This is a genomic window from Thalassococcus sp. BH17M4-6, assembly GCF_049323015.1.
In the GTDB taxonomy this organism is placed as follows: Bacteria; Pseudomonadota; Alphaproteobacteria; order Rhodobacterales; family Rhodobacteraceae; genus Puniceibacterium.
On record NZ_JBMPGU010000003.1, the window covers coordinates 60,523 to 87,345 of the forward strand.

A 26,823-nucleotide genomic window follows, 5' to 3' on the forward strand; every position below is an offset into this window, starting at 1 on the left:
CAGCCAAGTCCGCACGCCACCCCCGCTACGCACCAAGCTCAATCAAATCGCAGCCGCGTGGGGGCGCGACTGCAATGGCGCGGCGGCCTTCGGCCTTGATTCCGCGCCGGGTGCTTGGCTCGTCGTCCTCTCAAGGCCGTTTCAAGCCAATCGCATCACGCGCCGGGTCAATCGCGCCGCAGATAGGCACGCAACCGGGTCCAGCCGCCCGGCACCAAGAGGATCGACAGGCCAAAGCCCACGACAAAGCCGCCGATATCCGCGATCCAGTCCTGCCCGCCGCCAAAGAGCAGGCCAAAGATCAGTTGCAGCCCCAGCAAGATTCCGATGAGCGAAAACGCCCGGATCTGCTGCGCGCCCATACGGCCCAGCTGCACCCAAAGCAGGTAGGTGAACCCGCCGATGAGGCCGTAGACCGCGGGCAGCGCGCCGATGAGCGGCACGCCGCTGCTGGTGAACCATCCGTAGATCAGCGCGCCGCCGATGGCTGAGCCGAGGAAAAGCACCAGCGTGGCGAGGTTTCCCATCACCTCGCCCACCATCTTGCCGAGCGCCAGCAGCATCACGCAGGCGAACATCGCATGGGTGAAATTGGCATGCACAAAGGCATAGGCGACAAAGCGCACCAGCTGCTCTGCGGGGTATTGCCCGGTCTCGACCATCCAGTGCAGCAGCCGGCCTGATACCGCGTAGTCCTGCATCGCCCCCAGCCGCCAGCCCACCGCCTGCGGGCCGCCCATCAGACCACGCGTGCCCAGCTGGAACAGCGCCTCGATGCCCGCGATCATCAGGAAAAGGGCCACCACCACCGGCGGCAGCGGATTGACCGGGCTTTGGTTGATCGGGCTTTCGCGGGGGTCGCTGGGCATGGTGTCGGACCTTTGCTTGACGGCACTGACCCCCATGGGTAAGCCAGCCGCAGCCTTTATGCCAGACGGAGATTTGCCATGTCCGAGGGGGTCCAAACCTCTCCCGCTTTCAGCCAGCGCGTGTTCTCGGGGATCCAGCCCTCGGGCGGGCTGACGCTGGGCAACTACCTGGGCGCGCTCAAGCGGTTCGCCGACAGCCAGAACAGTGGCGTCCAGTCGATTTTCTGCATGGTCGACCTGCATGCGATCACCGTCTGGCAGGATCCCGACAAGCTGCGCCGCGCCACGCGCGAACTGTGCGCGGGCTTTATCGCCAGCGGCATCGACCCGGAAAAGTCGATCCTTTTCAACCAGTCCCAGGTGCCCGAACACGCGCAGATGGCGTGGATCTTCAACTGTGTGGCGCGCATGGGCTGGATGAAGCGGATGACCCAGTTCAAGGACAAGGCGGGCAAGAATGCCGAAAACGCCTCGCTCGGTCTATTCGCCTATCCGGCGCTGATGGCCGCCGACATCCTGACCTATCACACCACCCATGTGCCGGTGGGCGAGGATCAGAAACAGCATCTGGAACTGGCCCGCGACATCGCGACCAAGTTCAATCACGATTACGGGGTGGAATTCTTTCCCCTGACCGAACCGGTGATCGAAGGCGCGGCGACACGGGTGATGAGCCTGCGCGACGGGTCCAAGAAGATGTCGAAGAGCGATCCGTCGGACATGAGCCGGATCAACATGACCGACGATGCCGACACCATCGCCGGCAAGATCCGCAAGGCCCGCACCGATCCAGAGCCGCTGCCGTCCGATGTGAAGGGGCTGGAGGACCGGCCCGAGGCGCGCAACCTCGTCAACATCTACGCCGCGCTCAACGACCAGTCGGTCGAGGCGGTGCTGCGCGACGTGGGCGGCAAGCAGTTTTCCGAGTTCAAGCCGATGCTGTCAGAACTCGCGGTGGAAAAGCTGGCCCCGATCTCGGGCGAAATGGCGCGGCTGATGGAGCAACCGGACGAGATCGACGCGATCCTGCGCCGCGGGTCGGAGCAGGCCCGCGCCATCGCCACGCCCATCGTCGAAAAGACCTACGACATCGTCGGCATGGTACGCTGACGCGCCGCGCGCGTTGCCCCGGGCGGCGCGCGCCTTACCTCTGACCCATCCCCGGAGCCAGAGGCCGATGACCGACAGCGATCCCCCCCGTGAATTTCGCGTGCCAGCGGGCCGCCTGCCCCGGCTTGGCCGGTTCGGGGCGATGACCACCGGCATTCTCGGCTCTGCCGCCGTTCACGGCACCCGGCAACTGGCCAGCGGTCAGCGCCCGGACTGGCGCGGGCTGCTGCTGACCCCGGCCAATGCCACGCGCCTGACCGCGCAGCTCAGCCAGATGCGCGGCGCGGCGATGAAGATGGGCCAGCTTCTGTCGATGGAGGCGGGCGAGTTCCTGCCGCCCGAACTGGCGCAGATCCTGGCCCGGCTGCGCGACGACGCCCATGTCATGCCCGGCCCGCAGCTGAAGAAGGTGCTGACCGACAACTGGGGCGCAGATTTCCTGACACGCTTTGCCCGGTTCGACGTCCGCCCCATCGCCGCCGCGTCCATCGGACAGGTGCACAGGGCGCGTACCCGCGATGGCCGCGATCTGGCGATCAAGGTGCAATATCCGGGCGTGCGCCGCGCCATCGACAGCGATCTGGCGAATGTCGCGTCGCTGCTGCGAATGTCGGGCCTGCTGCCAAAGGGGCTGGACCTTGCGCCTTTCCTGGCCGAGGCGCGTGCGCAGCTGCATGAAGAGGCCGACTACCAGCGCGAGGGCCGCTATCTTGCCCGGTTCCACGAGGTGTTGGCGGGCGATGCCCGCTTTGCCGTGCCGCGCCTGCACGCCGATCTGACGACGCGCGACATACTGGCGATGGATTTCCTGCCCGGCACCCCGGTCGAAGCGTTGGAGAGCGCCGATCAGGCGACCCGCGACCGGGTGACCACGCATTTGCTGGAGCTGGTGCTGGCCGAGCTCTTCGATCTGCGGCTGATGCAGACAGATCCCAATTTCGCCAACTACCGCTATCAGGCCGACACCGGGCGGATCGTCCTGCTGGACTTTGGCGCCACCCGCGACATCCCGCCCGAGAGTGCCGTAAAGTTCCGGCGCCTGCTGCACGCCGCCCTGAGCCGCGACCGCGACCGGCTGCGGACGGCGGCGCATGACATTGGCTATCTGTCCGACGCGACCGCGCCGCATCATGCCGCCCTGTTGCTGGAGATGATGGAGGTGGCCTTTGCGCCGCTGTCCAGCGAGGGGGCGTTCGACTTTGGCACCGCCACGCAGATCGCCGATCTGCAGGCGATGGGATTGCAGTTTGCCACCGACCGCAGCTTTGCCGATGTGCCGCCACCCGAAACGCTGTTCCTGCACCGCAAGATCGGCGGGCTTTACCTGCTGGCCGCCCGCCTGCGCGCCCGCGTCGACATGCCCGCGCTGCTGGCGCCCTACGCCTGACGGGCTTCCGTGCGCCTGCGCACCGAAACGGTTCATCTGCGCCACTTTGCGGATATTGCAGCCATGGCTATCATCTTTTTCTCAGCAAGAGAGACAAAAGATGAGCCAGACCACACATCCCGACACCCGGATCGGACACGTGCACCTGCGGGTGGCCGACCTCGACCGCTCCATCGCTTTCTACCGCGACGTGATGGGGTTCGAGTTGCAGCAGACCTTTGGCGATCAGGCCGCGTTTCTGGGCGCGGGCGGGTATCACCACCACATCGGTCTGAACACCTGGGAAAGCCGCGGCGGGCGTCCTCCCGCGCCGGGCAGCACCGGGCTTTATCACGCCGCCTTCCTTTATCCCGACCGCGCCGCCCTGGGGGCGGCGCTGAAACGGGTGCTGGACGCGGGTGTGCGGATCACCGGCGCGGCCGATCACGGCGTGTCCGAGGCGGTCTATTTCGACGACCCCGACGGCAACGGCATCGAGATCTACCGCGACCGCCCGCCCGAAGACTGGCCGCGCGGGGCCGACGGCACCTTGCAGATGACGAACGCCCGGCTTGACCTTGCCGCCCTGCTGGCCGACGCCGCCTGACCACTGGACGTGGCACCCGCCCCGGCCTAGGGTCGCGCATCGACGATCAGAGGGAACGACATGGCCACCGGCAGCAACATCCGCACCTTTTTCAACGGCCAGTGGCACGACGGCGACGTGCCGGTAATGCGTGCCGCCGACCACGGGTCGTGGCTGGGATCGACCGTGTTCGACGGGGCACGGTCGGTGAACGGGCTGACCCCGGACCTGCGCGCCCATTGCGACCGGGTGAACAACTCTGCCCGCGCGCTGATGGTCACACCGACGGTCAGCGTGGACGAGATGCTGGCCATCGTGCACGAGGGGCTGTCCGCCTATCCCAAGGACGCCGCCGTCTACATCCGCCCGATGTACTGGGCGATCAACGGCGACGTGACCGCCATCGTGCCGCAGCCCGAGGAAACCGGCTTTGCCATCTGTCTCGAGGCGATCCCCATGGCCCCCGAAAGCGCGTCGCTGACCCTGACCCGGACGCGGTTCCGCCGCCCGGTGATGGAGGATGCGGTGGTCAACGCCAAGGCCGGGTGCCTTTATCCCAACAATGCCCGCATGCTGACCGAAGCGCGGTCCAAGGGGTTTTCCAACGCGCTGGTGGCCGATGCCATGGGCAATGTCGCCGAAACCGCCACAGCCAACATCTTCATGGTGCGCGACGGCGTGGTGATGACGCCGGTGCCCAACGGCACCTTCCTCGCCGGGATCACCCGCGCCCGGCACATCCAGAACCTGCGCGCCGACGGCATCGAGGTGGTGGAAACGGTGCTGAGCTTCGGCGATTTCCACGCTGCCGACGAGGTGTTCGCCACCGGCAACATGAACAAGATCACGCCGGTGACCGCCTTCGACGACACGCAATACCAGGTCGGCCCCATCGCGCGCCGGGCCCGGTCGCTTTATTGGGACTGGGCCAGCTCTGAAGGCTGACACGGCTGCGCGTGCCTTGGGGCAGATCCCCCGCGTCACGGCGAAGGACGGTTGTTGCCAGCCCGAAGCGCCTGCGCCATGATCACGCCGAAGGAGTTCGAAGATGCGCAAGTTCCTTGTCGTGCTGGATGACAGCCGCGAATGTCTGAATGCCATGCGGTTCGCCGCGATGCGCGCAGCCCATACCGGGGGCGGGGTGACGATCCTGTCGGTGATCCCACCCGATGAGTTCAACCACTGGATCGGGGTGGGCGACATCATGCGCGAAGAGGCACGCGAAAGGATCGTCGCGCATTTCGAGGTCTTCGCCAAATGGATGCGCGACAAGCAGGGCGTCGACCCCGAGCTTTTGATCCGCGAAGGCGAACCGCAGCCCGAGATCATCGCCCAGGTGCGCGACGACCCCGAGATCGGGGTGCTGGTGCTGGGGGCCGGCACCGACAAGAAGGGCCCCGGTCCGCTGGTCACGCAGCTGAGCCGCATCGCGGGCAGCCTGCCGATACCGATCACCATCGTGCCCGGCGATCTGAGCAAGGAACGGCTCGAAGCGATCACCTGAGCGGACGCGTTCCGCGCGCGATCCCCGGCCAGGTCCAAATTAGAATCGTTCTAAGCGGTTGACGCCTGCGGCCCTCGGGCGCATATAAGAAGTCCATGCGCGAAAGGACGGCACCGATGTTCATCCAGACCGAATCCACCCCGAATCCAGCGACGCTGAAATTCCTGCCCGGCCAGACCGTGCTGGAGATGGGCACCGCTGATTTCCCCTCTTCCGAGGGTGCTGAGGCGTCGCCGCTGGCGGCGCGGCTGTTCAGTGTCGAGGGTGTGAAGGGCGTGTTCTTCGGCACCGATTTCGTCACCGTGACCAAGGGCGACGACACCGACTGGGATCATGTCAAACCCGCCATTCTGGGCGCGATCATGGAGCATTTTCAGTCCGGTCAGCCGGTGATGAAGGACGACGCGCACGGTGGTGACGGCCATGCCGAACACAGCGGCGAGGATGCCGAGGTGGTGGGCCAGATCAAGCAGCTGCTGGACAGCCGCGTGCGCCCGGCCGTGGCGCAGGATGGTGGCGACATCACCTTTCACGGGTTCGAGCGCGGCGTGGTCTACCTGCACATGCAGGGCGCCTGCGCGGGCTGCCCGTCCTCGACCCTGACGCTGAAGATGGGGATCGAGAACCTGCTGCGCCATTATATCCCCGAAGTCACCGAAGTGCGCCCCGTCGCGGTCTGATCCGGGACGATGGCGGACAAGGTCGCGGTCGAGAACGTCAACCATCCGGGGCAAGTGACCCGGGTGGATGCGGCGAAATACACGGCCATCCGCGAGTTGATGCTGAAGGTGCTGCCGAAGGGCGCGCCGGGGCTGACCAATGCCCAGCTGAAGGACGCCATGCGCCCCGATCTGCCGCAGGACCTGTTTCCCGGCGGCGACAAGCTTGGCTGGTGGGTGAAATGCGTGCAGCTTGATCTTGAGGCCAAGGGACTGGTGGCGCGCGCCGACACTAAGCCGCTGACCTTCCACCGCCCCTCATGACCCTGACACTGGCCTTCGACACCTCGGGTCCCTGGTGTGCTGCGGCGCTATTGCGCGGGGACGCGGTGCTTGCTACGCGCGCCGAAGAGATGGCGAAGGGACAGGCGGAGCGGCTGATGCCGCTGCTTGAGGACCTGCTGGCGGAGCATGGGTACGCTTGGGCGGATCTCGACCGGATCGGCGTCGGCACAGGCCCGGGCAACTTCACCGGCATCCGCATCGCGGTCTCTGCCGCGCGCGGTCTTGCGCTGGCGCTGAACATTCCCGCCGTCGGCGTCAGCACGTTTGACGCGATCCATCACGACGCGCCGGAGGCGCTGGCCGGGGTACCGGCACCGCGCGATCACCTGTATGTCCGTGCGCCCGGCGGCGCCCCCGCCTATATTCGCGAGGCCGAGGCCCCCGGCGCACCGATGCTGCCCCCCGCCCCCGCCGCGCTTGTGACCGCCATGGCGCGGGTGGCCGCCGCCGCGCCGAACGGGCCCCCGCCCGCACCCCTTTACATCAAGCCCGCGGATGCCGCGCCGTCGCGCGACGCGCCGCCGGTGCGGCTGGGATGACACCCGAGGCGCTGAGCGCGCTGCAGGCACGGGCCTATCGCCACATGGTGCCATGGTCGGCCCGCGACTTCGCCGATCTGCTGGACCAGCCGACCACGCAGCTTACCGCCACGCCCGAGGCGTTCTGCCTGATGCGGGTGGTGGTGGACGAGGCGGAAATCCTGGCCATCGCCACCGATCCCGACCGGCAGCGCCGTGGCCATGGGTCTGCGGTGCTGGAGCGGGCGATCGGACAGGCGCGGGCGCGCGGTGTCGCGACGGTGTTCCTGGAGGTCGAGGCGGGCAACGCCCCGGCGCTGGCCTTCTACGCCCGGCACGGGTTCAGCCAGACCGGGCGGCGGCGCGGCTATTACCGCCAGAGCGACGGCAGCGCCACCGATGCGCTGCTCATGTCGCGCGCAGTGACCCGAGGTTAAAGGGCCAAACGCCCGCCCTGCCCCCGAAAAACCGGTTGACCCCCAGCGCCGCCTGCGGCCTTAATTGCACCTGATCTGACAGGATCAGCCAAAGAGCGGCAGGGCCACGCGCCCGCCGCCCATCCAACACCTGGGAGCAACGAATGACCCTCATGCAGAAATTCCTCGGCGCGGCCGCCACGCTGGCGCTGAGTGCAGGCGCCGCAGCGGCCGAACCCGCGCTGATCTTCGACCTTGGCGGCAAGTTCGACAAATCCTTCAACGAGGCGGCGTTCAACGGCGCGCAGCGTTGGGCCGAGGAAACCGGCGAGTCGTTCCGCGAGATCGAACTGCAGTCCGAAGCACAGCGCGAACAGGCGCTGCGCCGCTTTGCCGAGAACGGCAACAACCCCATCGTGATGACCGGCTTTGCCTTCGGCAACGTGCTGGGCGAGGTGGCCCCCGACTATCCCGACACCAAGTTCGCGATCATCGACATGGTGGTCGACGCGCCCAACGTCCGCTCGGTCGTGTTCAACGAACACGAAGGCAGCTACCTTGTCGGCATGATGGCGGCGATGGCGTCTGAGTCGGGCACCGTCGGGTTCATCGGCGGCATGGACATCCCGCTGATCCGCAAATTCGCCTGCGGCTATGTGCAGGGCGTAAAGGCGGTGAACCCCGATGCCACCGTGATCCAGAACATGACCGGCACCACCCCGGCGGCCTGGAACGACCCGGTGAAGGGGTCCGAGCTGACCAAGGCCCAGATCAGCCAGGGCGCCGACGTGGTCTATGCCGCGGCGGGCGGCACCGGCGTGGGCGTGCTGCAGACCGCCGCGGACGAGGACATCCTGTCCATCGGCGTCGACAGCAACCAGAACTACCTGCACCCGGGCGAGGTTCTGACCTCGATGCTCAAGCGGGTCGACAACGCGGTCTACGATGCCATGTCGGCGGGTCCCGATCTTGAGGTCGGCATCAATGTCATGGGCGTCGGCAACGGCGGCATCGGCTACGCGATGGACGAATACAATGCCGATCTGGTCACCGAAGACATGCAGGCCACGGTGGACGAGGCCGCGTCCAAGATCGCCAGCGGCGAACTGATGGTGCACGACTACATGTCCGACAACGCCTGCCCGGTGGAATAATCCGCCCCGGCAGACCGATCCCGGGGGCCGGCCCACCTGCGGTGCGGCCCCCGCTTTATTGAAAGGCTTCCTCATGTCCGACGCGATCCGCAACTTTTTTGCCGCCTGGGGGATGGAAGATGCCGCCCTGCGCCAAAGCACCATCGAAGAGGTGACCGGCGCATCCTTCGCCTATACCGACCCCAACACGCCCGACCCGGTGGCCACGGTTCCGGCGTTCCTGGACTATATCGCCATGTTCACCAGCAACATGCCCGGCGCCACTGCCGAGGTGGTCGACGTGTCGGCGCATCACGGCTTTGCCCGCGCGACGGTCGATTTCATGCGCGACGGCGCCACGATGGTGCGCGGGCAGTACTTTGCAGATCTCGACGACAGCGGCGCGATCATCCGCATGGTCGGCTTCACCGGCACCGGAGAGCCCGCATGACCACCGCCGCGCCTGCCATCGAACTCAAGGGCATTTCCAAGGCCTTCGGTCCGGTTCAGGCGAACAAGGACATTTCGATCCGGGTGATGCCCGGGACGATCCACGGGATCATCGGCGAAAACGGCGCGGGGAAATCCACGCTGATGTCGATCCTCTACGGCTTTTACAAGGCCGACGCGGGCGAGATTTTCGTCGGCGGCAAGAAGACCGAGATTCCCGACAGCCAGGCCGCCATCGCCGCGGGCATCGGCATGGTCTTCCAGCATTTCAAGCTGGTGCAGAATTTCACCGTGCTGGAAAACGTCATCCTCGGGGCCGAGGACGGCGGGCTGCTGCGTCCCAGCCTGGCCAAGGCGCGCGGGGTGCTGAAACAGCTGGCCAGCGAATACGAACTGAACGTCGACCCGGATGCGCGGATCGAAAACCTGAGCGTCGGGCACCAGCAGAGGGTCGAAATCCTCAAAGCGCTGTACCGCCAGGCCGATATCCTGATCCTCGACGAACCCACCGGCGTGCTGACCCCGGCCGAGGCCGATCACCTCTTTCGCATCCTCGACAACCTGCGGGCCGAGGGCAAGACGATCATCCTCATCACCCACAAGCTGCGCGAGATCATGGAGATCACCGACACCGTGTCGGTGATGCGCCGGGGCGAGATGACCGCGACCGTGAAGACATCCGAGACCTCGCCCGAACATCTGGCCGAGCTGATGGTGGGCCGCAAGGTGCTGCTGCGCGTGGACAAGAAACCCGCGCAGCCCGGCTCACGCGTGCTCGAGGTCGAGAACCTGCGCCTGACCGACGACAAGGGGGTGGAGCGGCTGCGCGGCATCAGCCTCGAGGTGCGCGCGGGCGAGATCCTGGGGCTGGCCGGGGTTGCGGGCAACGGCCAGTCCGAACTGCTCGAGGTGCTGGGCGGCTATGCCGACGCGACCGGCACCGTCCGCGTCAACGGCGAAGAGATCGACCTGACCGGTGCCGGATCGGACGGGCAAAGCCGCCGCGCCCGAGGCATCGCCCATGTGCCAGAGGATCGCCAGCGCGAGGGGCTGATCATGCCCTACACCGCCTGGGAAAACACCGCCTTCGGCTATCACCGCGACCCGGCGCTGCAATTGGGCCTGCTGATGAACAACGCCGCGATCCGCGACGATGCGGCCGCCAAGATGGAGCGGTTCGACGTGCGCCCGCCCAACCCGAACCTGACCGCCCGCAACTTTTCCGGCGGCAACCAGCAGAAGATCGTTCTGGCGCGCGAGATCGAGCGCAATCCCGACATCCTGCTGATCGGCCAGCCGACGCGCGGCGTCGACATCGGCGCCATCGAATTCATTCACCAGCAGATCGTGGCGCTGCGCGATGCGGGCAAGGCGATCCTGCTGGTGTCGGTGGAGCTTGACGAGATCTTTTCGCTGTCGGACCGGATCGCGGTGATGTTCGACGGCCGGATCATGGGCGTTCGCGACCCCGCCGAGACCGATCAGAAAGAGCTGGGCCTGATGATGGCGGGCATCACCGAAACGCCCGACCGCCCGCTGATCGAAGCGGTGGATGCACAACTGAACGCCAAAGAGGCGCGGGGCTCTAGCCAGCATGTATAGCGTGATACAAACATTAGTTCTAGCTGCCTTAGCTGGCGGGATGATCGGAGGGGCTATCTGGGCATTCCGACGACTTTCTCCCTCAAACGCGGGTGCCAGTGGTACCGCCATGGATAGAATGCCCAACTGGGCCGACGCGGTCCTGGTTCCTCTGATCTCGCTTCTGCTAGCGGCAATCCTGTCGGCGCTGGTGATCCTGGCCATCGGCGAAAGCCCGGTCGAGGCGTTCAAGCTGATGGTCGAGGGGGCGCTGATGCGGTCCTCGGGCTGGGGTTACACGCTTTATTACGCGACGAACTTCATCTTCACCGGGCTTGCGGTATCGGTGGCCTTTCACGCGCGCATGTTCAACATCGGGGGCGAGGGGCAGGCCATGCTGGGCGGCCTTGGGGTGGCGCTTGTCTGCCTTTACATCCCCTGGCCGCACTGGACTGTGGCGCTGGTCTTTGCCAGCGTCGGCGCGGCGCTCTTTGGCGCGCTTTGGGCGCTCATCCCGGCCTATCTGCAGGCCAAGCGCGGCAGCCATATCGTGATCACTACGATCATGTTCAACTTCATCGCGGCCGCCCTGCTGAATTATATCCTCGTCAATCTGCTGCGGCCCGTCGGCTCCATGGACCCGGCGACCGCACGGTTTCCCGAGGCGACGTCGCTGCCCACCTTTCAGGACATGTTTTCGACCGCCGCTGCACCGATGTTTCGTGGCGCGCCCGCGAACGTGAGCTTTTTCATCGCCCTTCTCGCCTGCGTGCTGGTCTGGTTCCTGATCTGGCGCACCCGGCTGGGCTATGAGATCCGTGCCTTCGGCCATTCGGAATCCGCCGCACGCTACGCCGGTATTTCGCCGGTGCGCATCACCATCGTGGCGATGCTCATCTCGGGCGGGCTGGCAGGCATGATGGCGATCAACACCACCATGGGCGAGGCAGAGCGGCTGGTGATGAACGCCACCGAGGGCGCGGGCTTCATCGGCATCGCCGTGGCGCTGATGGGCCGCAATCACCCGCTGGGCGTGCTGCTGGCGGCGATCCTTTTCGGGTTCCTCTACCAGGGCGGGGCCGAACTCGCGCTCTGGACGAACATCCCGCGCGAATTGATCGTGGTGATCCAGGCGCTGGTGATCCTCTTTACCGGCGCGCTCGACAACATGGTGCGGATGCCGCTTGAACGGGTGTTCCTGGCGGCGCGCAAAGGGGGGGCATGATGGATTTCCTGACCCTTCTTCAGGTGCTCGACAGCACCGTGCGGCTGGCCACGCCGCTGCTTCTGGCCTGTCTGGCGGGGCTCTTTTCCGAACGCGCCGGCATCTTCGACATCGGGCTTGAGGGCAAGATGCTCGCGTCGGCCTTTTTCGCCGCCGCCACCGCGTCTATCACCGGGTCTGTCTGGCTGGGCCTGCTGGCGGGGATCGCCGCGTCGATGGTGCTTTCGGGCATCCACGGGCTGGCCTCGATCACCTTTCGCGGCAACCAGCTGATCTCGGGCGTGGCGATCAACTTTCTGGCGGCGGGCATGACGGTGCTGATCGCGCAGGACTGGTTTTCCCAGGGCGGCCGCACGCCGTCGCTGATGGGCGCGGGCCGGTTCGAGAATATCACCCTGCCCTTTGCCGAGGCGCTGTCGGGCGTGCCGATTCTGGGCCCGATCTATGCGGAACTGATTTCGGGCCATTCGATCCTGGTCTACGTCGCCTTTCTTTGCGTGCCCGCGACCTGGTGGATCCTGTTCCGCACCCGGTTCGGCCTGCGCCTGCGCGCCGTGGGCGAGGCGCCCGAAGCGGTGGACACCGCCGGCGTGTCGGTCATCGGCCTGCGCTATGCCGCCATCGCGATCTGCGGCGTGCTGTGCGGTGTCGCGGGTGCCTATCTGGCCACAGGGCTGCAAGCGGGCTTCGTCAAGGACATGACCGCCGGTCGCGGCTACATCGCGCTGGCGGCGCTGATCTTTGCCAAGTGGCGGCCCTGGTACGCGCTTTATGCCTGTCTGCTCTTCGGCCTCTTGCAGGCGGTGGCGCTGCGGTATCAGAACATCGACCTTGGCGGCTTTGTCATCCCGGTGCAGTTCATGGACGCCCTGCCCTACATCCTCACGGTGGTGATCCTCGCGGGCTTTGTCGGCAAGGCGATCCCGCCGCGGGCCGGTGGCGAGCCCTATGTCAAGGAACGCTGAGGCACCTTACGCCCCTTTTCGCGCTCAGCGCAGCGGTCCGGTGTGGTAGAGGCGGATCTTCAGCCCGCCATGGGGCACCGGCGGACCTGCGGGCCTGAACGGCAGGCCTGCCGCCTTGGCCAGCGACGGTTCGCTTGTCACCATGCCGACGCGCCAGCCTGAAAACTGCGTTTTCAGACGCTCACCCAAGGCCGCGTAGACCCCGAAAAGCAGTTTCTTGTTGCCGATGCGCCCGCCGTAGGGCGGGTTGACCATGATCAGCCCCGGCGGGCTTTCGGGCGGGACAAGGTCGCTGACCTGACCGGCTGTAAAGGTGGTGCACTCTGCCACCCCGGCGCGGGCGGCGTTTTCGGTGGCCATCCGCACGGCGCCCGCGTCACGGTCATGGCCGAAGAACCGCAGGTCCGGCACGCCGCCTGACGGTGCGGTCTTCATCGCGGCGAAGGCGTCGGCGTCAAAACGCGCCAGATCCTCGAAGGCAAAGCGGCGGGACCGCCCCGGCAGCAGGCCCGACGCGATCTCCGCCGCTTCGATCACGAAGGTGCCAGAGCCGCACATCGGGTCCAGCAGCGGTTCGGACCCGTCAAAGCCACATTGCCGCAGGAAAAGCGCCGCCAGCGTTTCGCGCATCGGGGCCTTGCCGATGGCCTGTTTGTGGCCACGCTTGTGCAGCCCCTCGCCCGAGGTATCGACGCTGAGGATCACCAGATTGTCGTCGATGCGGACCTTGAGCCTGACGCTGGCGTCGGCGGCGATCTGCACACCCATTTCTTCGCGCAGGGCGGTTTCGATCCGCTGGGCAGCGGCCCCGGCGTGGTAGATCTTGGAGGCGCGGCACGTCACCTCGACCTTGACCGGCACGTCGGCGCGCAGGCTGTCGCCCCATAGAAATTTCCGCGCGCGTTTGTCGAGCTGCGCCAGGTGAAAGGCCCGAAACTCCCCGATCCGCGCCAGAACCCGGCTGGGCCCGCGCAGCACCAGATTGGCGCGCCACACCTCTGGCCAACCGCCCTGGAACGCGACACCGCCGGGCACCGCCTCTGCGCCCGCAAAGCCTGCCGCCTGCGCCTCTTGCAAGAGCGGCGCTTCCAGACCCGGCACCGCCACCAGGAAAATCTCGAACTTGGATGTTTCTGCCATCCGCGTGGCTTAGCCGCTTTTGCTGCGCTCTACGACAGCAAACATGTCGCGGAGCGCCGGTTCTGCGCATCTGACGTGTTGCCATTGCGCGCCGCCTGGGCGCAAAGTGAGATATGCAAGTCTACCTTCCCATCGCCGAGGTCGCGGTCAATCTTTACCTGCTTCTTGGGGTGGGCACGGTCGTGGGCATGTTGTCGGGCATGTTCGGGGTGGGCGGCGGCTTTCTGATCACGCCGCTGCTGTTCTTCATGGGCATCCCGCCCGCCGTGGCGGTGGCCACCGGGGCCAACCAGATCGTCGCCTCCTCGATCTCGGCGGTGCTGGCGCATCTCAAGCGGCGGACGGTCGATCTGCGCATGGGCACGGTGCTGCTGGTGGGCGGCCTGATCGGCGCGGCGCTCGGGGTCTACGTCTTCAACCTGCTGCGCGAGATCGGCCAGGTCGATCTGCTGGTGCGCCTGTGTTACGTGGTTTTCCTGGGCATCATCGGGGCGCTGATGTTCGTGGAGTCCCTGCGCGCGCTGCGCCGGTCAAAGCGCGGCGGTCCGCCCAAGCGCCGCCATCACGGCTGGGTGCACGGGCTGCCCTTCAAGATGCGGTTCCGCACCTCCGGGCTTTATATCTCGGCCATTCCGCCGGTTCTGGTGGGCGTGTCGGTCGGTTTGCTGGCGGCGATCATGGGCGTGGGCGGCGGGTTCATCATGGTGCCCGCGATGATCTACCTGCTGGGCATGCCCACCAAGGTCGTGATCGGCACGTCGCTTTTCCAGATCATCTTTGTCACCGCGTTCACCACGCTTTTGCACGCCACCACGAACTACACCGTCGACCTGGTGCTGGCGCTTGCGCTGATCGTCGGCGGCGTGGTGGGGGCGCAGCTGGGCACGGTGATCGGCATGCGGCTCAAGGCCGAACAGCTGCGGATCCTGCTGGCGCTGCTGGTGCTGGCGGTCTGCGGCAAGCTGGCGCTTGAACTGCTGATCACACCGTCCGAGCTTTATTCGGTCGACGCCACGAGGAGCCTGTGATGCGGCGGGCGCTGGCGATCCTTATGCTGAGCCTGCTGCCGCTACGCCTGTTCGCGCAGGAAGAGGTGGTGCTGGGCCTGAGCCAGGACGAGGTGGCGATCACCGCGAATTTCGACGGCTCCGAAATCCTGATCTTCGGCGCGATCAAGCGCGAAACGGCCATTCCCGAGGATCCGTTGCAGGTGCTGGTCACGGTGGCGGGCCCGCGCCGTCCGCTGACCGTGCGGCGCAAGGAACGCCGGTTCGGGATCTGGGTCAACACCGACGCGGTCGAGGTGGATCTGGCCCCGTCCTTCTATGCGGTGGCCACAAGCGCCCCCTGGAGCGACACGATCAGCGATATCGAGGATCTGCGCTACAAGGTGTCGATCCCGCGTGCGATCCGGTCTGTCGGCGCGCCGATGTCGATCCAGGACAGTCAAAGCTTTACCGAGGCGCTGATCCGCATCCGAGAGAACAACGACCTGTATCAGCTGCGCGAGGAAACCGTGACCCTGCGCGAACAGACGCTGTTCAACACCGCCGTCGCCCTCCCCGCGAACCTGACCGAAGGCATCTACAGCACCCGCATTCTGCTGACACGGGGCGGTGTGGTCATTGCGGAACATGATGCCGCCATCGACGTGCGCAAGGTCGGGCTGGAGCGGTGGCTGTTCAACCTGTCGCGCAATCAGCCGCTGATCTACGGGTTGCTGTCCATCGCCATCGCCATCGCGGCGGGCTGGTCGGCCTCGGCCGCGGCGCGGTACCTGAGGCCCGGCTGATGGCCCGCCCCGCCGCCCCCGTCCGTGCCGATTTCGCCAGCTTCCGCGCGTTGCCGACGCGCTGGATGGACAATGACGAATACGGCCACATGAACAACGCCACCTATTTTTCGCTGTTCGACACCGCCGTCAGCCTTTGGCAGATGGATCAGGGGATCGAGATACGCGGACCTCAGGCAAACCGGTTCCTGGTGGTCGAAAACGGCTGCAGCTACTACGCCGAGGCGGGGTTCCCCGATCTGATCCACGCCGGTCTGCGGCTGGGGCACCTGGGCCGCAGTTCGTTCCGCTACGAGCTGGGCCTCTTTCGCAATGACGAGGACAGCGCCTGCGCCACCGGGTTCTTTGCGCAGGTGAACGTGGATGCCGACGGGCGGCCCGCGCCGCTGTCCGACCATCTGCGCGAAATCCTGTCGCGGATTGCGGTCTAGAACGGCAACCAAAAATTGTTTTTTCCCGGCCTTCGCGTAGACTTTGGGCACCACCACCCCAAAGCAACATCTGCCGAAAGGACCGCCATGTCACGCCGCACCGCCGTTTTCGGAGCTTTTCTGGGCCTTGTCACGCTGGCCACGCCCCTTCTTGCGCAGTCCACGTCCGACGTCCGGTTCGAGGCCGGAAACTATGGCACGATGGTGAACGGCGCGATCATCGGTGATGAATACATCGACTACCGTCTGGGCGCGAAGGCCGGGCAAGAGATGTTCGTGGAACTGAACGTGACCGACAGCAACGGCAACGGCTCGGTCTTTTTCAACATCCTGCCGCCGGGGTCGGATGGCCTCGCGATCTACAACAGCTCGATGGACGGCAACAGCGTCACGCAGGCGTTGCCGACGGACGGAACCTACACGATCCGCGTCTACCAGATGGGCAATGACAGCGACACCGGCAAGACATCCGGGTTCACCATCGACCTGTCGATCCAGTAGATCGCGGTTCAGCCCTGTTCGTGGAAAAAGCCGTAGATCCGTTCGGCCAGCGCCTCTGACACGCCCTCGACCGCGGTGAGGTCCGACAGGTTGGCGCGGGCCACGGCCTTGGCCGATCCGAAATGCGCCAGCAGCGCGCGTTTGCGCGCGGCCCCCACGCCGGGCACGTCGTCCAGCGGTGTGGCGCCAATGGACTTGGACCGTTTCGCGCGATGGGTGCCGATGGCAAAGCGGTGCGCCTCGTCCCGCAGACGCTGCACGAAATAGAGCACCGGATCGTTGTGGCGCAGCGCAAAGGGGCGCTGGCCGACGCGGTGAAACTCCTCTTTGCCGGCATCGCGGTCGATGCCCTTGGCCACGCCCACCATCGGAATATCCTCGACCCCGTGGTCGCGCATGATGCCCGCGACCGCCGACACCTGCCCCGCCCCGCCGTCGATCAGCAGCAGGTCGGGCCAAAGCCCCTTGTCGCGGTCCGGGTCTTCCTTGAGAAGGCGTTTGAACCGGCGTTCCAGCACCTCTTTCATCATGCCGAAGTCGTCGCCAGGCACAAGATCGGCGCCCTTGATGTTGAACTTGCGGTACTGGCCCTTCATCAGCCCTTCGGGCCCCGCAACGATCATCGCGCCGACGGCATTCGTGCCCTGAATATGGCTGTTGTCGTAGACCTCGATCCGCTCGGGCGGCGCCTCAAGCCCAAAGGCCTCGGCCAGGCCTTTCAGAAGCTTTCCCTGCGTCGCGGTTTCGGCCATCTTTCGCGCCAGGCTTTCGCGGGCGTTGCGCGCCGCCCCTTCCACCAGCTCGGCCTTTTCGCCGCGCAGGGGCACCGCCAGTTCGACCTTGCGCCCCAGCTTGCCGGTCAGCGCCTCTTCCATCAGGTCGGTGTTCTCGATCGCGTGGCTGAGCAGGATCAGCCGCGCGGGTTCCTTGGTGTCGTAGAACTGGCCCAGGAACGCCTCGAGCACTTCGGCCTCGTCCACATCGGCGCCGACGCGCGGATAGAAGTCGCGGTTGCCCCAGTTCTGGTTGGCACGGATGAAAAACACCTGCACGCAGGCCTGCCCGCCATCCAGATGCAGCGCGATCACGTCCGCTTCGGTCACGCCGCGGGGATTGATGCCTTGCGCCGTCTGCACCTGCGTCAACGCGCGGATGCGGTCGCGCAGGGCGGCGGCGCGTTCGAACTCCATCGCCTCGGACGCCTGGGCCATCTGGGTGGCCAGCGTTTCCTGGATGCGCGTGGTCTTGCCCCGCAGGAACTGCGCCGCGTCACGCACGCTGTCCTTGTAATCCTCGCTCGAAATCTTGCCGACGCAAGGCGCGCTGCAGCGTTTGATCTGGTGCAGAAGGCAGGGGCGTGTGCGGCTTTGGAACATCGAATCCGAACAGTTGCGCAGCAGGAAGACTTTTTGCAGCTGATTGAGCGTCCGGTTCACCGCGCCTGCGCTGGCGAAGGGGCCGAAATACTGGCCCTTGTCCTTTTTCGCGCCGCGATGTTTGGTGATCTGGGGAAAGTCGTGGTCGGTCACGAGGATGTTGGGAAAGCTCTTGTCGTCGCGCAAAAGCACGTTGTAGCGCGGCTTGAGCTGCTTGATCAGGTTCTGTTCCAGCAGCAACGCTTCGGTTTCGGTCCGGGTGGTCAGGAACATCATCGACGCGGTTTCGCGGATCATCCGCGCGATGCGCCCCGAATGTCCGGCGGGCCGGGCATAGTTGCTGACCCGCGCCTTGAGGTTGCGCGCCTTGCCGACATATAGCACGCGGCTTTGGTCATCCAGCATTCGGTAGACACCGGGGCTGCTGTCCAGCGTTTTGAGATAAGACTGAATGCAGGCGTGCCCGGTCAGCGCGGCCTTTTCCGTCGTATCCGTCATCAGTTTTCCACCCCTGCGCCCATGGTCTTGATTCTATGCTGCTGCTGCAAAAATCCAAGCCCCTGCACAACCCCAAAGGCATCCCCGGTTTCTGTGGATAAGTCTGGGTGCAAACCTGAGGCAACCGGGATTTTTCCTGCAATTCGCCTGACTTCGTTGATCTGCTCATTTATTGGGCAAAGTTGCAACCGCATGAAATAATTGAAAGAAAAATAGATTTTCCGAGTAAGCCGCTGACTTCGCACGGAATTTTTAACAGATTTGTGACGGTCCGTCGCGCGGTGCACAACTTTACTTGCAACCGGATGCAAAAGCTGACGCTAGGTCAGTTTTGGCCCCGGGCGCCGCTTCCGCCTCGACCTGTCATCCGCCACTGACAACCACTTTGTCAGATTAGACTTTCAGAATGTGATTCTTGGCGTCGGGCTGCAAAAACCGTCGATCCGATGCAAGTGTGAAGACATCCCCGGTTCCTGTGGATAACTGCGGTGGTAACTTTCGCTGAGCCGGAAAAATCCGAGCGTTTACGGATATTTCATAAATTTGCATGATTTTTAGGCTACTGCGTAAGCCTTTGAATAAAAATAAAACTTTTTTGACCTCTTGGCAAACATTTGAAATCTCAGGGGTTTTTGTAACGGCTACGTGACGCTGCGACGACCGGTGCAAAAGTTTACTCTGCGTTATGCTTTACTCCACCCCAAGGACATCCGGCGTCTGCCATGCCAGGTGCTGACCGCCGTCGACGCAGAGCAGTTGGCCGGTGATCGCGGGCGCGTTCAGGAAATAGCCAAGCGCCGCGCAGATGTCGTCTTCGTTGGCACCCCGGCTCAGCACCGTTGCGGCCCGCTGACGGGCGAAGTGATCGGTGGACTGGCGCGCCCCGCGCAGGGTCGGGCCGGGACCGATGGCGTTCACCCGCACGCGCGGGGCCAGGGCCTGTGCAGCGGTCTGCGTCAGCGTCCAAAGCCCCGCCTTGGCCAGCGTGTAGGTCATGAACTCCGGCGTCAGCTTGCGCACCCGCTGGTCGATCATGTTGATCACGAGCCCCTGCGCCAACGGTTCGTCCTGGGCGTCCGCCTTTGGGGCGGGCACCTGCGCGGCAAAGTCCTGCGTCAACACGAAGGGCGCGCGCAAGTTGCTTTCGAAATGCCGGTCCCAGCTGTCGCGGGTGGCGGTCTGGATGTTGTCGTAGTCAAAGATCGAGGCATTGTTGACCAGGCAGGTGAGCGGCCCGTCCAGCGCGTTGGCCGCCCGCGCCACCAGACCCTTGACCGCCGCCTCATTCAACAGGTCGGCCTGCAGCGCCTCGGCCTTGCGGTCCATCGCGCGGATCTTCTCGACCACTTCCATGGCCCCGTCGTCAGAGGTGGCGTAATGCACAGCGACGTCGTGCCCGTGTTCAGCGAGGTAAAGTGCCATGGCGCGGCCCAGCCGCTTGCCTGCCCCGGTTACCAGTGCGCGCATTGCCATACCCCTATTGCGTCAGAACCACGGCCACGTAGACCACATAAAGCAGCGTCAACGCGATACCCCAGCGACGGCCGATATTGCGCTTGAGAAAGACGAAGGGAATGAGCAGCAGCGACGCGGCCAGCATCACCCACAGGTCAAAGCGCAGGAAATCCGGGTCGACCGGCATCGGCGCGATCAGCGACGCGATCCCGATGATGGCCAGCAGGTTGAACACGTTCGACCCGATGACGTTGCCCAGGGCCACATCCGCCTGCCGCCGCAGGGCCGCCATGACGGTGGTGGCCAGTTCCGGCAGCGACGTGCCGATCGCCACCAGCGTCAGGCCGATCACCGTGTCGCTGACTCCGAACTGCTGCGCGATCTCGGTGGCGCTGTCGACCAGCAGATCGGCCCCCAGCGGCAGGCCCACAAGGCCCAACACCAGATAGAGGCAGATCTTCCACCAGCGCATGTCGGGATCGACGCCTTCAAGCTCTTCTTCCTCGGGGGCCGCTGCCCCTTCGCGCTTGTGAGCCAGAGAATCGCGCACCGCGTCGCCCAGGATCAGCGCCAGCGCAGCCAGCAGGATCAGCCCCGCGATCCAGTCGAAGACCCCGCGAAACGCCAGCCCGATGAACAGGAACGAACCCAGGATCATCTGGACGTAGCTTTTGCGGGTGTCGTGTTCGGCGGTGTGCATCACCGCCAGAAGTGCCGGAATGCCCAGCACCAGCAGCACGTTGGCGGTGTTCGATCCCACCACGTTGCCAAGCGCGATGCCCGGCACGCCATCGAGCGCCGCCTTGATCGAGATGAGGAGTTCCGGCGCAGAGGTCCCGAAGGCCACGATGGTCAGGCTGACGATGAGGGCGGGAATGCCGACCCGCAGGCTGAGGTTCACCGCCCCCTTGACCAGCGCATCACCGGCCAACAGCAGGATGACCAGCCCCAAGCCCCCGTAAAGCCACACCATTCAGCCGGTCCCCTTGCCACAGGGGCACGGCCCCTTGCCGATGCGGTAGCGCCCGCAGTTGCGGCATTTCGCATTCGCGAGCCGCTTTGCCCCCGGAATCCGCAGCTTTCCGAACATCGCGAGCACGCCCATGGCGACCAGGAACAGGGTGACGATCTTGATGATCACTAGAGCCCGTAGCGCGCGAAATCCGCCCGCTCCTCGATCCCGGCCAGCGCGTCGCGCGTGATCTGCATGCCGAACCGCTGCAGAAGACCGCGCTTCTGCTCGTAGCGGCGAAAGCGGACCTTTTCGCCGAACCGGTCCTTCATCACCACCGCCAGATGGCCGATCCCGTCGGCCAGACCCTCGTCGACGGCCTTCTGGCCGATCCAGACCTCACCGGTGAAAAGATCGGGGTTCTGGCTCAGCCTATCGCCACGACGCGCCTTGATCTGCGCGATGAAGTTGCCGTGCAACTGTTCCAGAAGCCGGTTGAGCCGCGCCACGTCCTCTTCGTTCTCGGGCTTGAACGGGTCCAGCATGGATTTGGACTTGCCCGCGGTATAGACCCGCCGTTCGATCCCCTGCCGTGCGAGGAAGACATGCGCGCCGAACCCGGCCGAGATCACCCCGATGGAGCCCAGGATCGAGCTTTCGTCGGCAAAGATCTCATCCGCCGCAGAGGCCAGCCAGTAGCCGCCCGACGCGGCGACATCCTCGACAAAGGCAAAGACCGGCACGCCGGTTTCCTCGGCCAGCCGCCGGATGCGCGCCCCGATGAGCGAGGATTGCACCGGAGAGCCGCCCGGCGAATTGATCTCGAGCGCGACGGCCTTTGGCTTGCCGCGCTTGAACGCCTTTTCGAGCATGTCGCGCACCGACGCGTCCGACAGCGAGCCGCGCCCGCCCATGCCGATGGCGCCCTGCAGGCGCACAATCGCCACCAGCGGCTCGGACTTCATGAAGGGAATGAAACGTCTCATGTCACGCGATGTAGATTGTGTGCCGGGATGAAACAAGGCGCAGCCGCCAAAGAACCGACCGATGCTGTTCGCCCCGCCCCCTTCTTCGGTTTGAAAAAACCTCGGGGGTGTGGGGGCAGCGCCCCCGCACGCGCGCCGCGCGCGCGTCAGGTTCGGTCAGTAAAAGCTTTGCGGGTCGATATCGATGGCCATGCGCAGCTGGCCGCGCAGGCGAAACTGCCCCGCCCACTCCGCGAGCGCCGGTTGCAGGGCCGCACCCTTGTCTGCCTTGACCAGCAGCCGGACCCGGTGGCGCCCGCGCACCCGGGCGATAGGGGCCGGTGCGGGGCCAAAGACCTGTGCGCCGATGCGGCGCAGAGGCGCGTCCTGCCGGGCCATGGCGTTGCCCAGGTCGAACACTTCCTGCACGTCGGTGGAACTGAGGATGATGCCCGCCATGCGTCCATAGGGCGGCACCCCGGCCTGCCGGCGCTCGGCGGCCTCGGCGCGCCAGAACGCCTCTTCCTCGCCGCCCAGGATGGCGCGGATCACCGGGTGTTCGGGCTGATAGGTCTGCAACAGCGCCTCGCCGGGCTTGTCGGCGCGGCCCGCGCGGCCCGCCACCTGCCGCATCAGCTGAAAGGTCCGTTCGGCGGCGCGCAGGTCCGACCCTTGCAGGCCAAGATCGGCGTCGATCACCCCCACCAGCGTCAGCAGCGGAAAGTTGTGCCCCTTGGCCACAAGCTGGGTGCCGATGATGATGTCGGCCGCGCCTTCGGCGATGCTCTCGATCTCGGCCTTGAGCGCGCGGGCGCTGCCGTACATGTCGGAAGACAGCACCGCGACGCGGGCGTCCGGAAAAAGCGCCGTCACCTCTTCTCCCAGCCGTTCGACGCCGGGGCCCACGGCGGCAAGCTTGCCCTCGACCTCGCAGGACGGGCAGACCTCGGGCAGGGGTTTGCTTTCGCCGCACTGGTGACAGACCAGACGCTTGAGGAACCGGTGTTCGACCATGCGCGCGTCGCAGTGGTCGCAGCCGATCTGGTGCCCGCAGGCCCTGCAGATCGTCACCGGCGCATAACCCCGGCGGTTGAGGAACAATAGCGCCTGTTCGCCCCGCTCGAGCCGCTGGCGCACAGCCCCCTGCAGACCGGGTGACACCCAGCGGTTGGCGGGCAGATCCTCGGCCCGCATGTCGAGCGCGCGCATCCTGGGCATCACCGCCGCGCCGAACCGCGCGGTCAGATCGATGCGGTCGTATTTGCCCGCCTCGGCATTGGCCCAGCTTTCCAGGCTGGGCGTGGCCGAGGCCAGCACCACCCGTGCGCCGCAGATGGCCGCGCGCAGCACCGCCATGTCGCGGGCGTTGTAAAGCACGCCGTCCTCCTGCTTGTAGGAGGTGTCGTGTTCCTCATCCACGACGATCAGGCCCAGCCGCTGATAGGGCAGGAAAAGCGCCGAGCGCGCGCCCACCACCAGCTGCGCGTGGCCCTCGCCGACCATTTTCCACACCCGGCGGCGTTCGGTCATGGTCACGCCCGAATGCCATTCGGCGGGCCGCGCGCCGAACCGCGCCTCGACCCGTGTGAGGAACTCCGCCGTCAGCGCGATTTCGGGCAGCAGGACCAGCGCCTGACGTCCCCGGGCCAGGCAGGCGGCCACCGCCTCGAGATAGACCTCGGTCTTGCCCGACCCGGTGACGCCGCGCAGCAGCGTGGTGCCGTAGACATCCGTCGCCAGCCCCGCGCGCAGGGCGGCCGCACCTGCCTGCTGATCCTCGGTCAGATCCTTGCCGCCAAACGCGGGATCGAGCCGCGGAAAGGGCGTGTCGCGCGGGCTTTCCTCCTCGCGCACGGCCCCCAGCTTGACCAGCCCCTTGACGACCGAGGTGGTGACCCCCGCCGCATCGGCCAGTTCCTTCAGCGTCAGCGACAGCCCGCCCATCTCGCGCAGGACGTCCAGCACGCGGGTCCGCGCGTCGGTCAGGCGGGGCGGCTCCGCCTCGCCCAGCCGGTAGACCTTGCGCATCGACGGCGGGTCGCCCAGGCCCGGCGCCCGGGTGCACAGGCGCAGCATCGCGGGCAGCGGCGTCAGAGTGTATTCCCCGGCGCGCTGCAGGAAATGCCGCAGCTCGGCGCGCATCGGTGCTGCGTCCAGCACCCGGATGACCTGCCGCACCTTGGAATGGTCATAGCCCCCCTCGCCCGTGCCCCAGACCACGCCCAGAACCTTGCGCGGACCCAAAGGCACCTCGACGAAGGCCCCCAGATGGCAGCCACCTTCGGGCGCGCGATAATCCAGCGCGCGATCCAGGGGCTGCGTGGTCAGAACCCCGACCAATGCGCCTTCGTCAAAGAAATCTGCCGACATCGCCTGCCCTGTCTTGCCGCGACCGGCGTCGCGCGCATCGGCCTTTGCGTAGGACAGCGGCGCGCGAAAGCCAAGCGTTGACACATCGGCCACACCCGGCCAAAGAGCGGCCAAAAGCCGGACAAAACAGGCGAAACCCCGCGCAGGCTTTGCTAAGGTCTGCCAAAGAAAATGCAGAGGCCCGCATGAGCAGCAGCCCCGAAATCAACGATTCCCTGCGCGAAACGATCATCTCGCGCCCAGATGTTATTCTGGAAGATCAGGACCTTATGCGGGCACTGATCGCCGCGAACGAACGCTCGATGGGGGGCAATATCGTCGATCTGCGCGGCATCGCGATGGAACGGCTCGAGGCGCGGCTGGACCGGCTGGAAGATACGCACCGTTCGGTGATCGCGGCGGCCTACGAAAACCTTGCCGGGACCAACCAGGTGCACCGCGCGATCCTGCGCATGCTCGACCCGGTGGATTTCGAACCCTTTCTGCGTGATCTGGGCGGCGAGGTCGCGGATATCCTGCGCGTCGACATGGTGCGGCTGGTGCTGGAATCGGTGCAAGGCGACTCCGATGCGGCGATCCAGCGGCTGGGGTCGGTGCTGTCGGTGGCCGAACCCGGCTTCATCGACTCCTACCTGGCCGAAAACCGCTCTGCCCCGGTGCGCACCGTCACCCTGCGCCAGTTGCAGACCGGCGATCGGCGCATTTATGGCGACAAGGCCGACTGGATGCGGTCCGAGGCGTGCCTGAAGCTTGATTTCGGCCCCGGTCGCCTGCCCGGCCTGCTGGTCATGGGCGCCGAGGACCCGCACCAGTTCACGCCGCTGCAGGGCACCGATCTGCTGGCGTTTTTCGCGGGCGTGTTCGAACGCGCGATGCGGCGCTGGCTGTCGTGACCCTGGCGATCTCTCCTCAGGCGCGCGATGCGCTCGAGGGATGGCTCGCCTCGGCGCGGGCGCTCAAGGGGGCGGCCGAAAACACCCTGACGGCCTACCGCACGGATGTGCTGGATTTCATAGCCTTCATGACGCAGCACCACGGCGGCACGCAGGGGCTGGGCCCGCTGTCGCGCCTGACCGTCACCGACATGCGCGCCTGGATGGCGCATCTGCGCGGCGGCGGCGCGGGATCGCGGTCGATGGCGCGCAAGCTGTCGGCGGTGAAATCCTTCTACCGCTGGCTGGCCGAGCGGGAAGGGTTCGAACCCACAGCCGTGCTCTCCACCCGGTCGCCCAAGTTCCAGAAGAAACTGCCCCGTCCGCTGTCCGAAGACGCCGCCCGCGCGATGATCGACACCGTCGAACTGCAGTCGCAAAAAGGCTGGATCGGGGCGCGCGATGCCGCCGTGATCACCCTGCTTTACGGCTGCGGGCTGCGCATATCCGAGGCGCTGGGTCTCAAGGGGCGCGACCTGCCGCTGGGTGAGGTGCTGCGCATCGTCGGCAAGGGCGGCAAGGAACGCATCGTGCCGGTGCTGCCGGTGGCGCGCAGCGCGATGGCCCGCTACCTTGCCGCCTGCCCCTACCCGCCCGAGGACGAGGGCCCGATCTTTCGCGGCGCACGCGGCGGGGCGCTGAACCCGAGGCTGGTGCAGAAGGTGACCGAACAGGCGCGCCTGCAACTGGGCCTGCCCGCCACCGCCACGCCGCATGCCATGCGCCACAGCTTTGCCACCCATCTGCTCGAGGCCGGGGGCGATCTGCGCGCGATTCAGGAATTGCTGGGCCATGCCTCGCTGTCGACGACGCAGGCCTATACCTCGGTCGATACGCTGCACCTGATGAAGGTCTACGCCGCGACCCATCCCAAGGCCGGATAGGCCGATGCACCCCAACCCGGCCTTCCACTCGAAGGACCACGGCAAGGACATCGCCTTTGCCCGCGCGCGCGGTTTCGGCATGCTCGCGATAAGCGTGGACGGCCCGCCGCTGCTGTCGCATGTGCCCTTCCTGCTGGCCGAGGATGGCGGCACTGCCGACCTGCACCTTGTCCGCTCGAACCCCATCGCGCGGGCGCTGACGGTGCCGCTCACCGCCCGGCTCGCGGTGACAGGCGCAGACAGCTATGTCTCGCCCGACTGGTATGGCGTCCCCGATCAGGTGCCGACCTGGAACTACGTCGCCGTACAGCTGACCGGCCGGCTTGAGCGGTTGCCCGAGACCGAGATGCGCGCGATGCTCGACCGCCAGTCGGCGGCCTACGAGGCAAGGCTTTTGCCCAAAACCCCCTGGACCACCGCCAAGATGACGCCCGAGGTGCTGGCCCGGCTGATGCGCGCCATCCCGCCCTGCCGGTTCCACGTAGAGGACATCGCCGCCACCTGGAAGCTGGGCCAGAACAAGCCCGCCGCGGTGCGCATGGCCGCCGCGGACCACGCCAAAGGTGCCGGGCTTGGGTCGGAAACCGCCGCGCTCGCCGCCCTGATGCGCGCGCCGCCCGACCTCTGACCCGTCACCGGCATTTGCTTCGGAGCTGTCGTCGCCTGAGCTTCAAGAGACGGGGCCGGGGCGGCCGCGCAAGGACAATCGCCGAGGGGCCCCGCCTGCGGGGAGACGGCTATTGTCCTTGAGCGGACGGCGCGGCACTGTCATGCAGAAGATCGGGCGTTGACGGCTCCGA

30 protein-coding genes are annotated in these 26,823 nt (G+C 66.0%); 21 read left to right on the forward strand and 9 right to left on the reverse strand.

Annotated features, from left to right (window positions below; genetic code table 11):
- Window positions 1-167: 167 nt before the first annotated feature.
- Window positions 168-869 carry a rhomboid family intramembrane serine protease gene (locus ACOXXX_RS05115; protein ID WP_422825479.1) on the reverse strand — a complete coding sequence of 234 codons (702 nt, stop codon included), beginning with the start codon at window positions 867-869 and terminating at the stop codon, window positions 168-170.
- Window positions 870-947: 78 nt separating this feature from the next.
- On the opposite strand from ACOXXX_RS05115, the gene trpS reads away from it, so the two are divergent.
- The 14 genes from trpS to ACOXXX_RS05185 all read left to right on the forward strand — a co-directional run bounded on the left by trpS (window position 948) and on the right by ACOXXX_RS05185 (window position 12,727).
- Entirely contained in the window at window positions 948-1,979 is a 1,032-nt protein-coding gene (trpS, locus tag ACOXXX_RS05120; RefSeq protein ID WP_422825480.1) for a tryptophan--tRNA ligase, read from the forward strand.
- Between the two features lie 67 nt (window positions 1,980-2,046).
- The gene (locus tag ACOXXX_RS05125) at window positions 2,047-3,366 is read left to right on the forward strand and encodes an ABC1 kinase family protein (protein ID WP_422825481.1); all 1,320 of its coding nucleotides are present in this window, start codon (window positions 2,047-2,049) and stop codon (window positions 3,364-3,366) included.
- A gap of 100 nt (window positions 3,367-3,466) precedes the next feature.
- Window positions 3,467-3,952: a VOC family protein gene (locus tag ACOXXX_RS05130; protein ID WP_422825482.1), complete on the forward strand. Its 486-nt coding sequence runs from the start codon at window positions 3,467-3,469 to the stop codon at window positions 3,950-3,952.
- Window positions 3,953-4,012: 60 nt separating this feature from the next.
- Entirely contained in the window at window positions 4,013-4,876 is an 864-nt protein-coding gene (locus tag ACOXXX_RS05135; RefSeq protein WP_422825483.1) for a branched-chain amino acid aminotransferase, read from the forward strand.
- 103 nt (window positions 4,877-4,979) lie between these two features.
- Window positions 4,980-5,435, forward strand: coding sequence for a universal stress protein (locus tag ACOXXX_RS05140; protein ID WP_422825484.1), 456 nt, complete (start codon window positions 4,980-4,982; stop codon window positions 5,433-5,435).
- A gap of 116 nt (window positions 5,436-5,551) precedes the next feature.
- Window positions 5,552-6,115 (forward strand): NifU family protein, encoded by a 564-nt coding sequence (locus ACOXXX_RS05145; RefSeq protein WP_422825485.1) that lies wholly within the window; start codon window positions 5,552-5,554, stop codon window positions 6,113-6,115.
- Window positions 6,116-6,124: 9 nt separating this feature from the next.
- Complete coding sequence (locus ACOXXX_RS05150) at window positions 6,125-6,418, forward strand: DUF6958 family protein (RefSeq protein WP_422825486.1); 294 nt, start codon at window positions 6,125-6,127, stop codon at window positions 6,416-6,418.
- The gene (gene tsaB / locus ACOXXX_RS05155; protein WP_422825487.1) at window positions 6,415-6,978 is read left to right on the forward strand and encodes a tRNA (adenosine(37)-N6)-threonylcarbamoyltransferase complex dimerization subunit type 1 TsaB; all 564 of its coding nucleotides are present in this window, start codon (window positions 6,415-6,417) and stop codon (window positions 6,976-6,978) included. Before ACOXXX_RS05150 ends, tsaB begins: the two co-directional genes overlap by 4 nt.
- Window positions 6,975-7,394, forward strand: a complete 420-nt coding sequence (locus ACOXXX_RS05160) for a GNAT family N-acetyltransferase (protein ID WP_422825488.1) — start codon at window positions 6,975-6,977, stop codon at window positions 7,392-7,394. The genes tsaB and ACOXXX_RS05160 overlap by 4 nt, the downstream gene beginning before the upstream one ends.
- A gap of 143 nt (window positions 7,395-7,537) precedes the next feature.
- Window positions 7,538-8,527: a BMP family lipoprotein gene (locus tag ACOXXX_RS05165; protein WP_422825489.1), complete on the forward strand. Its 990-nt coding sequence runs from the start codon at window positions 7,538-7,540 to the stop codon at window positions 8,525-8,527.
- 73 nt (window positions 8,528-8,600) lie between these two features.
- Window positions 8,601-8,957 (forward strand): nuclear transport factor 2 family protein, encoded by a 357-nt coding sequence (locus tag ACOXXX_RS05170; RefSeq protein WP_422825490.1) that lies wholly within the window; start codon window positions 8,601-8,603, stop codon window positions 8,955-8,957.
- Window positions 8,954-10,558 carry an ABC transporter ATP-binding protein gene (locus ACOXXX_RS05175; RefSeq protein ID WP_422825491.1) on the forward strand — a complete coding sequence of 535 codons (1,605 nt, stop codon included), beginning with the start codon at window positions 8,954-8,956 and terminating at the stop codon, window positions 10,556-10,558. The genes ACOXXX_RS05170 and ACOXXX_RS05175 overlap by 4 nt, the downstream gene beginning before the upstream one ends.
- A gap of 109 nt (window positions 10,559-10,667) precedes the next feature.
- Window positions 10,668-11,762, forward strand: coding sequence for an ABC transporter permease (locus tag ACOXXX_RS05180; protein WP_422825492.1), 1,095 nt, complete (start codon window positions 10,668-10,670; stop codon window positions 11,760-11,762).
- Window positions 11,762-12,727, forward strand: a complete 966-nt coding sequence (locus ACOXXX_RS05185; protein WP_422825821.1) for an ABC transporter permease — start codon at window positions 11,762-11,764, stop codon at window positions 12,725-12,727. Before ACOXXX_RS05180 ends, ACOXXX_RS05185 begins: the two co-directional genes overlap by 1 nt.
- Before the next feature lie 24 nt (window positions 12,728-12,751).
- Here ACOXXX_RS05185 and ACOXXX_RS05190 read toward each other — a convergent pair whose 3' ends face one another.
- Window positions 12,752-13,867: a THUMP domain-containing class I SAM-dependent RNA methyltransferase gene (locus ACOXXX_RS05190; RefSeq protein ID WP_422825493.1), complete on the reverse strand. Its 1,116-nt coding sequence runs from the start codon at window positions 13,865-13,867 to the stop codon at window positions 12,752-12,754.
- 113 nt (window positions 13,868-13,980) lie between these two features.
- On the opposite strand from ACOXXX_RS05190, the gene ACOXXX_RS05195 reads away from it, so the two are divergent.
- The 4 genes from ACOXXX_RS05195 to ACOXXX_RS05210 all read left to right on the forward strand — a co-directional run bounded on the left by ACOXXX_RS05195 (window position 13,981) and on the right by ACOXXX_RS05210 (window position 16,591).
- Window positions 13,981-14,895 (forward strand): sulfite exporter TauE/SafE family protein, encoded by a 915-nt coding sequence (locus ACOXXX_RS05195; protein WP_422825494.1) that lies wholly within the window; start codon window positions 13,981-13,983, stop codon window positions 14,893-14,895.
- Window positions 14,895-15,659, forward strand: coding sequence for a TIGR02186 family protein (locus ACOXXX_RS05200; protein ID WP_422825495.1), 765 nt, complete (start codon window positions 14,895-14,897; stop codon window positions 15,657-15,659). Before ACOXXX_RS05195 ends, ACOXXX_RS05200 begins: the two co-directional genes overlap by 1 nt.
- Window positions 15,659-16,090: an acyl-CoA thioesterase gene (locus ACOXXX_RS05205; RefSeq protein WP_422825496.1), complete on the forward strand. Its 432-nt coding sequence runs from the start codon at window positions 15,659-15,661 to the stop codon at window positions 16,088-16,090. Before ACOXXX_RS05200 ends, ACOXXX_RS05205 begins: the two co-directional genes overlap by 1 nt.
- A gap of 87 nt (window positions 16,091-16,177) precedes the next feature.
- Window positions 16,178-16,591 (forward strand): hypothetical protein, encoded by a 414-nt coding sequence (locus tag ACOXXX_RS05210; RefSeq protein ID WP_422825497.1) that lies wholly within the window; start codon window positions 16,178-16,180, stop codon window positions 16,589-16,591.
- Window positions 16,592-16,599: 8 nt separating this feature from the next.
- Here ACOXXX_RS05210 and uvrC read toward each other — a convergent pair whose 3' ends face one another.
- The 7 genes from uvrC to ACOXXX_RS05245 form a co-directional block, all read right to left on the reverse strand.
- Window positions 16,600-18,465 (reverse strand): excinuclease ABC subunit UvrC, encoded by a 1,866-nt coding sequence (uvrC, locus tag ACOXXX_RS05215; RefSeq protein WP_422825498.1) that lies wholly within the window; start codon window positions 18,463-18,465, stop codon window positions 16,600-16,602.
- Complete coding sequence (locus ACOXXX_RS05220; protein ID WP_422825499.1) at window positions 18,465-18,752, reverse strand: hypothetical protein; 288 nt, start codon at window positions 18,750-18,752, stop codon at window positions 18,465-18,467. Before ACOXXX_RS05220 ends, uvrC begins: the two co-directional genes overlap by 1 nt.
- A 403-nt stretch (window positions 18,753-19,155) precedes the next feature.
- Entirely contained in the window at window positions 19,156-19,932 is a 777-nt protein-coding gene (locus ACOXXX_RS05225; protein WP_422825500.1) for an SDR family oxidoreductase, read from the reverse strand.
- A gap of 10 nt (window positions 19,933-19,942) precedes the next feature.
- Window positions 19,943-20,893, reverse strand: a complete 951-nt coding sequence (locus ACOXXX_RS05230; protein WP_422825501.1) for a calcium/sodium antiporter — start codon at window positions 20,891-20,893, stop codon at window positions 19,943-19,945.
- A complete protein-coding gene (locus ACOXXX_RS05235) occupies window positions 20,894-21,061 on the reverse strand; it encodes a hypothetical protein (protein ID WP_422825502.1) in 168 nt (55 codons plus the stop codon). It lies immediately after the preceding gene.
- On the reverse strand, window positions 21,061-21,858 hold the full coding sequence (locus ACOXXX_RS05240) for a S49 family peptidase (protein WP_422825503.1): 798 nt from the start codon (window positions 21,856-21,858) through the stop codon (window positions 21,061-21,063). Before ACOXXX_RS05240 ends, ACOXXX_RS05235 begins: the two co-directional genes overlap by 1 nt.
- Window positions 21,859-22,014: 156 nt before the next feature.
- The gene (locus tag ACOXXX_RS05245; RefSeq protein ID WP_422825822.1) at window positions 22,015-24,207 is read right to left on the reverse strand and encodes a primosomal protein N'; all 2,193 of its coding nucleotides are present in this window, start codon (window positions 24,205-24,207) and stop codon (window positions 22,015-22,017) included.
- 185 nt (window positions 24,208-24,392) lie between these two features.
- Here ACOXXX_RS05245 and ACOXXX_RS05250 point away from each other — a divergent pair, with 185 nt between their 5' ends.
- From ACOXXX_RS05250 to ACOXXX_RS05260, 3 genes are read left to right on the forward strand one after another with little or no spacing between them, the layout of a single operon-like run.
- Window positions 24,393-25,100 (forward strand): DUF484 family protein, encoded by a 708-nt coding sequence (locus ACOXXX_RS05250; RefSeq protein ID WP_422825504.1) that lies wholly within the window; start codon window positions 24,393-24,395, stop codon window positions 25,098-25,100.
- Window positions 25,097-26,023 (forward strand): tyrosine recombinase XerC, encoded by a 927-nt coding sequence (locus ACOXXX_RS05255; protein ID WP_422825505.1) that lies wholly within the window; start codon window positions 25,097-25,099, stop codon window positions 26,021-26,023. The genes ACOXXX_RS05250 and ACOXXX_RS05255 overlap by 4 nt, the downstream gene beginning before the upstream one ends.
- Window positions 26,024-26,027: 4 nt before the next feature.
- On the forward strand, window positions 26,028-26,651 hold the full coding sequence (locus tag ACOXXX_RS05260) for an FMN-binding negative transcriptional regulator (RefSeq protein ID WP_422825506.1): 624 nt from the start codon (window positions 26,028-26,030) through the stop codon (window positions 26,649-26,651).
- Window positions 26,652-26,823: the final 172 nt, after the last annotated feature.

Bases quoted from the DNA above. Each gene is read 5' to 3' on its own strand.
- ACOXXX_RS05150 (WP_422825486.1), top strand. From the start codon at position 6,125: ATGGCGGACAAGGTCGCGGTCGAGAACGTCAACCATCCGGGGCAAGTG.
- tsaB (WP_422825487.1), top strand. From the start codon at position 6,415: ATGACCCTGACACTGGCCTTCGACACCTCGGGTCCCTGGTGTGCTGCG.
- ACOXXX_RS05230 (WP_422825501.1), bottom strand. From the start codon at position 20,893: ATGGTGTGGCTTTACGGGGGCTTGGGGCTGGTCATCCTGCTGTTGGCC.
- ACOXXX_RS05205 (WP_422825496.1), top strand. From the start codon at position 15,659: ATGGCCCGCCCCGCCGCCCCCGTCCGTGCCGATTTCGCCAGCTTCCGC.
- ACOXXX_RS05190 (WP_422825493.1), bottom strand. From the start codon at position 13,867: ATGGCAGAAACATCCAAGTTCGAGATTTTCCTGGTGGCGGTGCCGGGT.
- ACOXXX_RS05210 (WP_422825497.1), top strand. From the start codon at position 16,178: ATGTCACGCCGCACCGCCGTTTTCGGAGCTTTTCTGGGCCTTGTCACG.
- ACOXXX_RS05115 (WP_422825479.1), bottom strand. From the start codon at position 869: ATGCCCAGCGACCCCCGCGAAAGCCCGATCAACCAAAGCCCGGTCAAT.
- ACOXXX_RS05200 (WP_422825495.1), top strand. From the start codon at position 14,895: ATGCGGCGGGCGCTGGCGATCCTTATGCTGAGCCTGCTGCCGCTACGC.
- ACOXXX_RS05250 (WP_422825504.1), top strand. From the start codon at position 24,393: ATGAGCAGCAGCCCCGAAATCAACGATTCCCTGCGCGAAACGATCATC.
- ACOXXX_RS05240 (WP_422825503.1), bottom strand. From the start codon at position 21,858: ATGAGACGTTTCATTCCCTTCATGAAGTCCGAGCCGCTGGTGGCGATT.
- ACOXXX_RS05140 (WP_422825484.1), top strand. From the start codon at position 4,980: ATGCGCAAGTTCCTTGTCGTGCTGGATGACAGCCGCGAATGTCTGAAT.
- ACOXXX_RS05195 (WP_422825494.1), top strand. From the start codon at position 13,981: ATGCAAGTCTACCTTCCCATCGCCGAGGTCGCGGTCAATCTTTACCTG.
- ACOXXX_RS05185 (WP_422825821.1), top strand. From the start codon at position 11,762: ATGGATTTCCTGACCCTTCTTCAGGTGCTCGACAGCACCGTGCGGCTG.
- ACOXXX_RS05130 (WP_422825482.1), top strand. From the start codon at position 3,467: ATGAGCCAGACCACACATCCCGACACCCGGATCGGACACGTGCACCTG.
- ACOXXX_RS05180 (WP_422825492.1), top strand. From the start codon at position 10,668: ATGGATAGAATGCCCAACTGGGCCGACGCGGTCCTGGTTCCTCTGATC.
- ACOXXX_RS05145 (WP_422825485.1), top strand. From the start codon at position 5,552: ATGTTCATCCAGACCGAATCCACCCCGAATCCAGCGACGCTGAAATTC.
- ACOXXX_RS05225 (WP_422825500.1), bottom strand. From the start codon at position 19,932: ATGCGCGCACTGGTAACCGGGGCAGGCAAGCGGCTGGGCCGCGCCATG.
- ACOXXX_RS05245 (WP_422825822.1), bottom strand. From the start codon at position 24,207: ATGTCGGCAGATTTCTTTGACGAAGGCGCATTGGTCGGGGTTCTGACC.
- trpS (WP_422825480.1), top strand. From the start codon at position 948: ATGTCCGAGGGGGTCCAAACCTCTCCCGCTTTCAGCCAGCGCGTGTTC.
- ACOXXX_RS05125 (WP_422825481.1), top strand. From the start codon at position 2,047: ATGACCGACAGCGATCCCCCCCGTGAATTTCGCGTGCCAGCGGGCCGC.
- ACOXXX_RS05260 (WP_422825506.1), top strand. From the start codon at position 26,028: ATGCACCCCAACCCGGCCTTCCACTCGAAGGACCACGGCAAGGACATC.
- ACOXXX_RS05165 (WP_422825489.1), top strand. From the start codon at position 7,538: ATGACCCTCATGCAGAAATTCCTCGGCGCGGCCGCCACGCTGGCGCTG.
- ACOXXX_RS05175 (WP_422825491.1), top strand. From the start codon at position 8,954: ATGACCACCGCCGCGCCTGCCATCGAACTCAAGGGCATTTCCAAGGCC.
- uvrC (WP_422825498.1), bottom strand. From the start codon at position 18,465: ATGACGGATACGACGGAAAAGGCCGCGCTGACCGGGCACGCCTGCATT.
- ACOXXX_RS05170 (WP_422825490.1), top strand. From the start codon at position 8,601: ATGTCCGACGCGATCCGCAACTTTTTTGCCGCCTGGGGGATGGAAGAT.
- ACOXXX_RS05135 (WP_422825483.1), top strand. From the start codon at position 4,013: ATGGCCACCGGCAGCAACATCCGCACCTTTTTCAACGGCCAGTGGCAC.
- ACOXXX_RS05160 (WP_422825488.1), top strand. From the start codon at position 6,975: ATGACACCCGAGGCGCTGAGCGCGCTGCAGGCACGGGCCTATCGCCAC.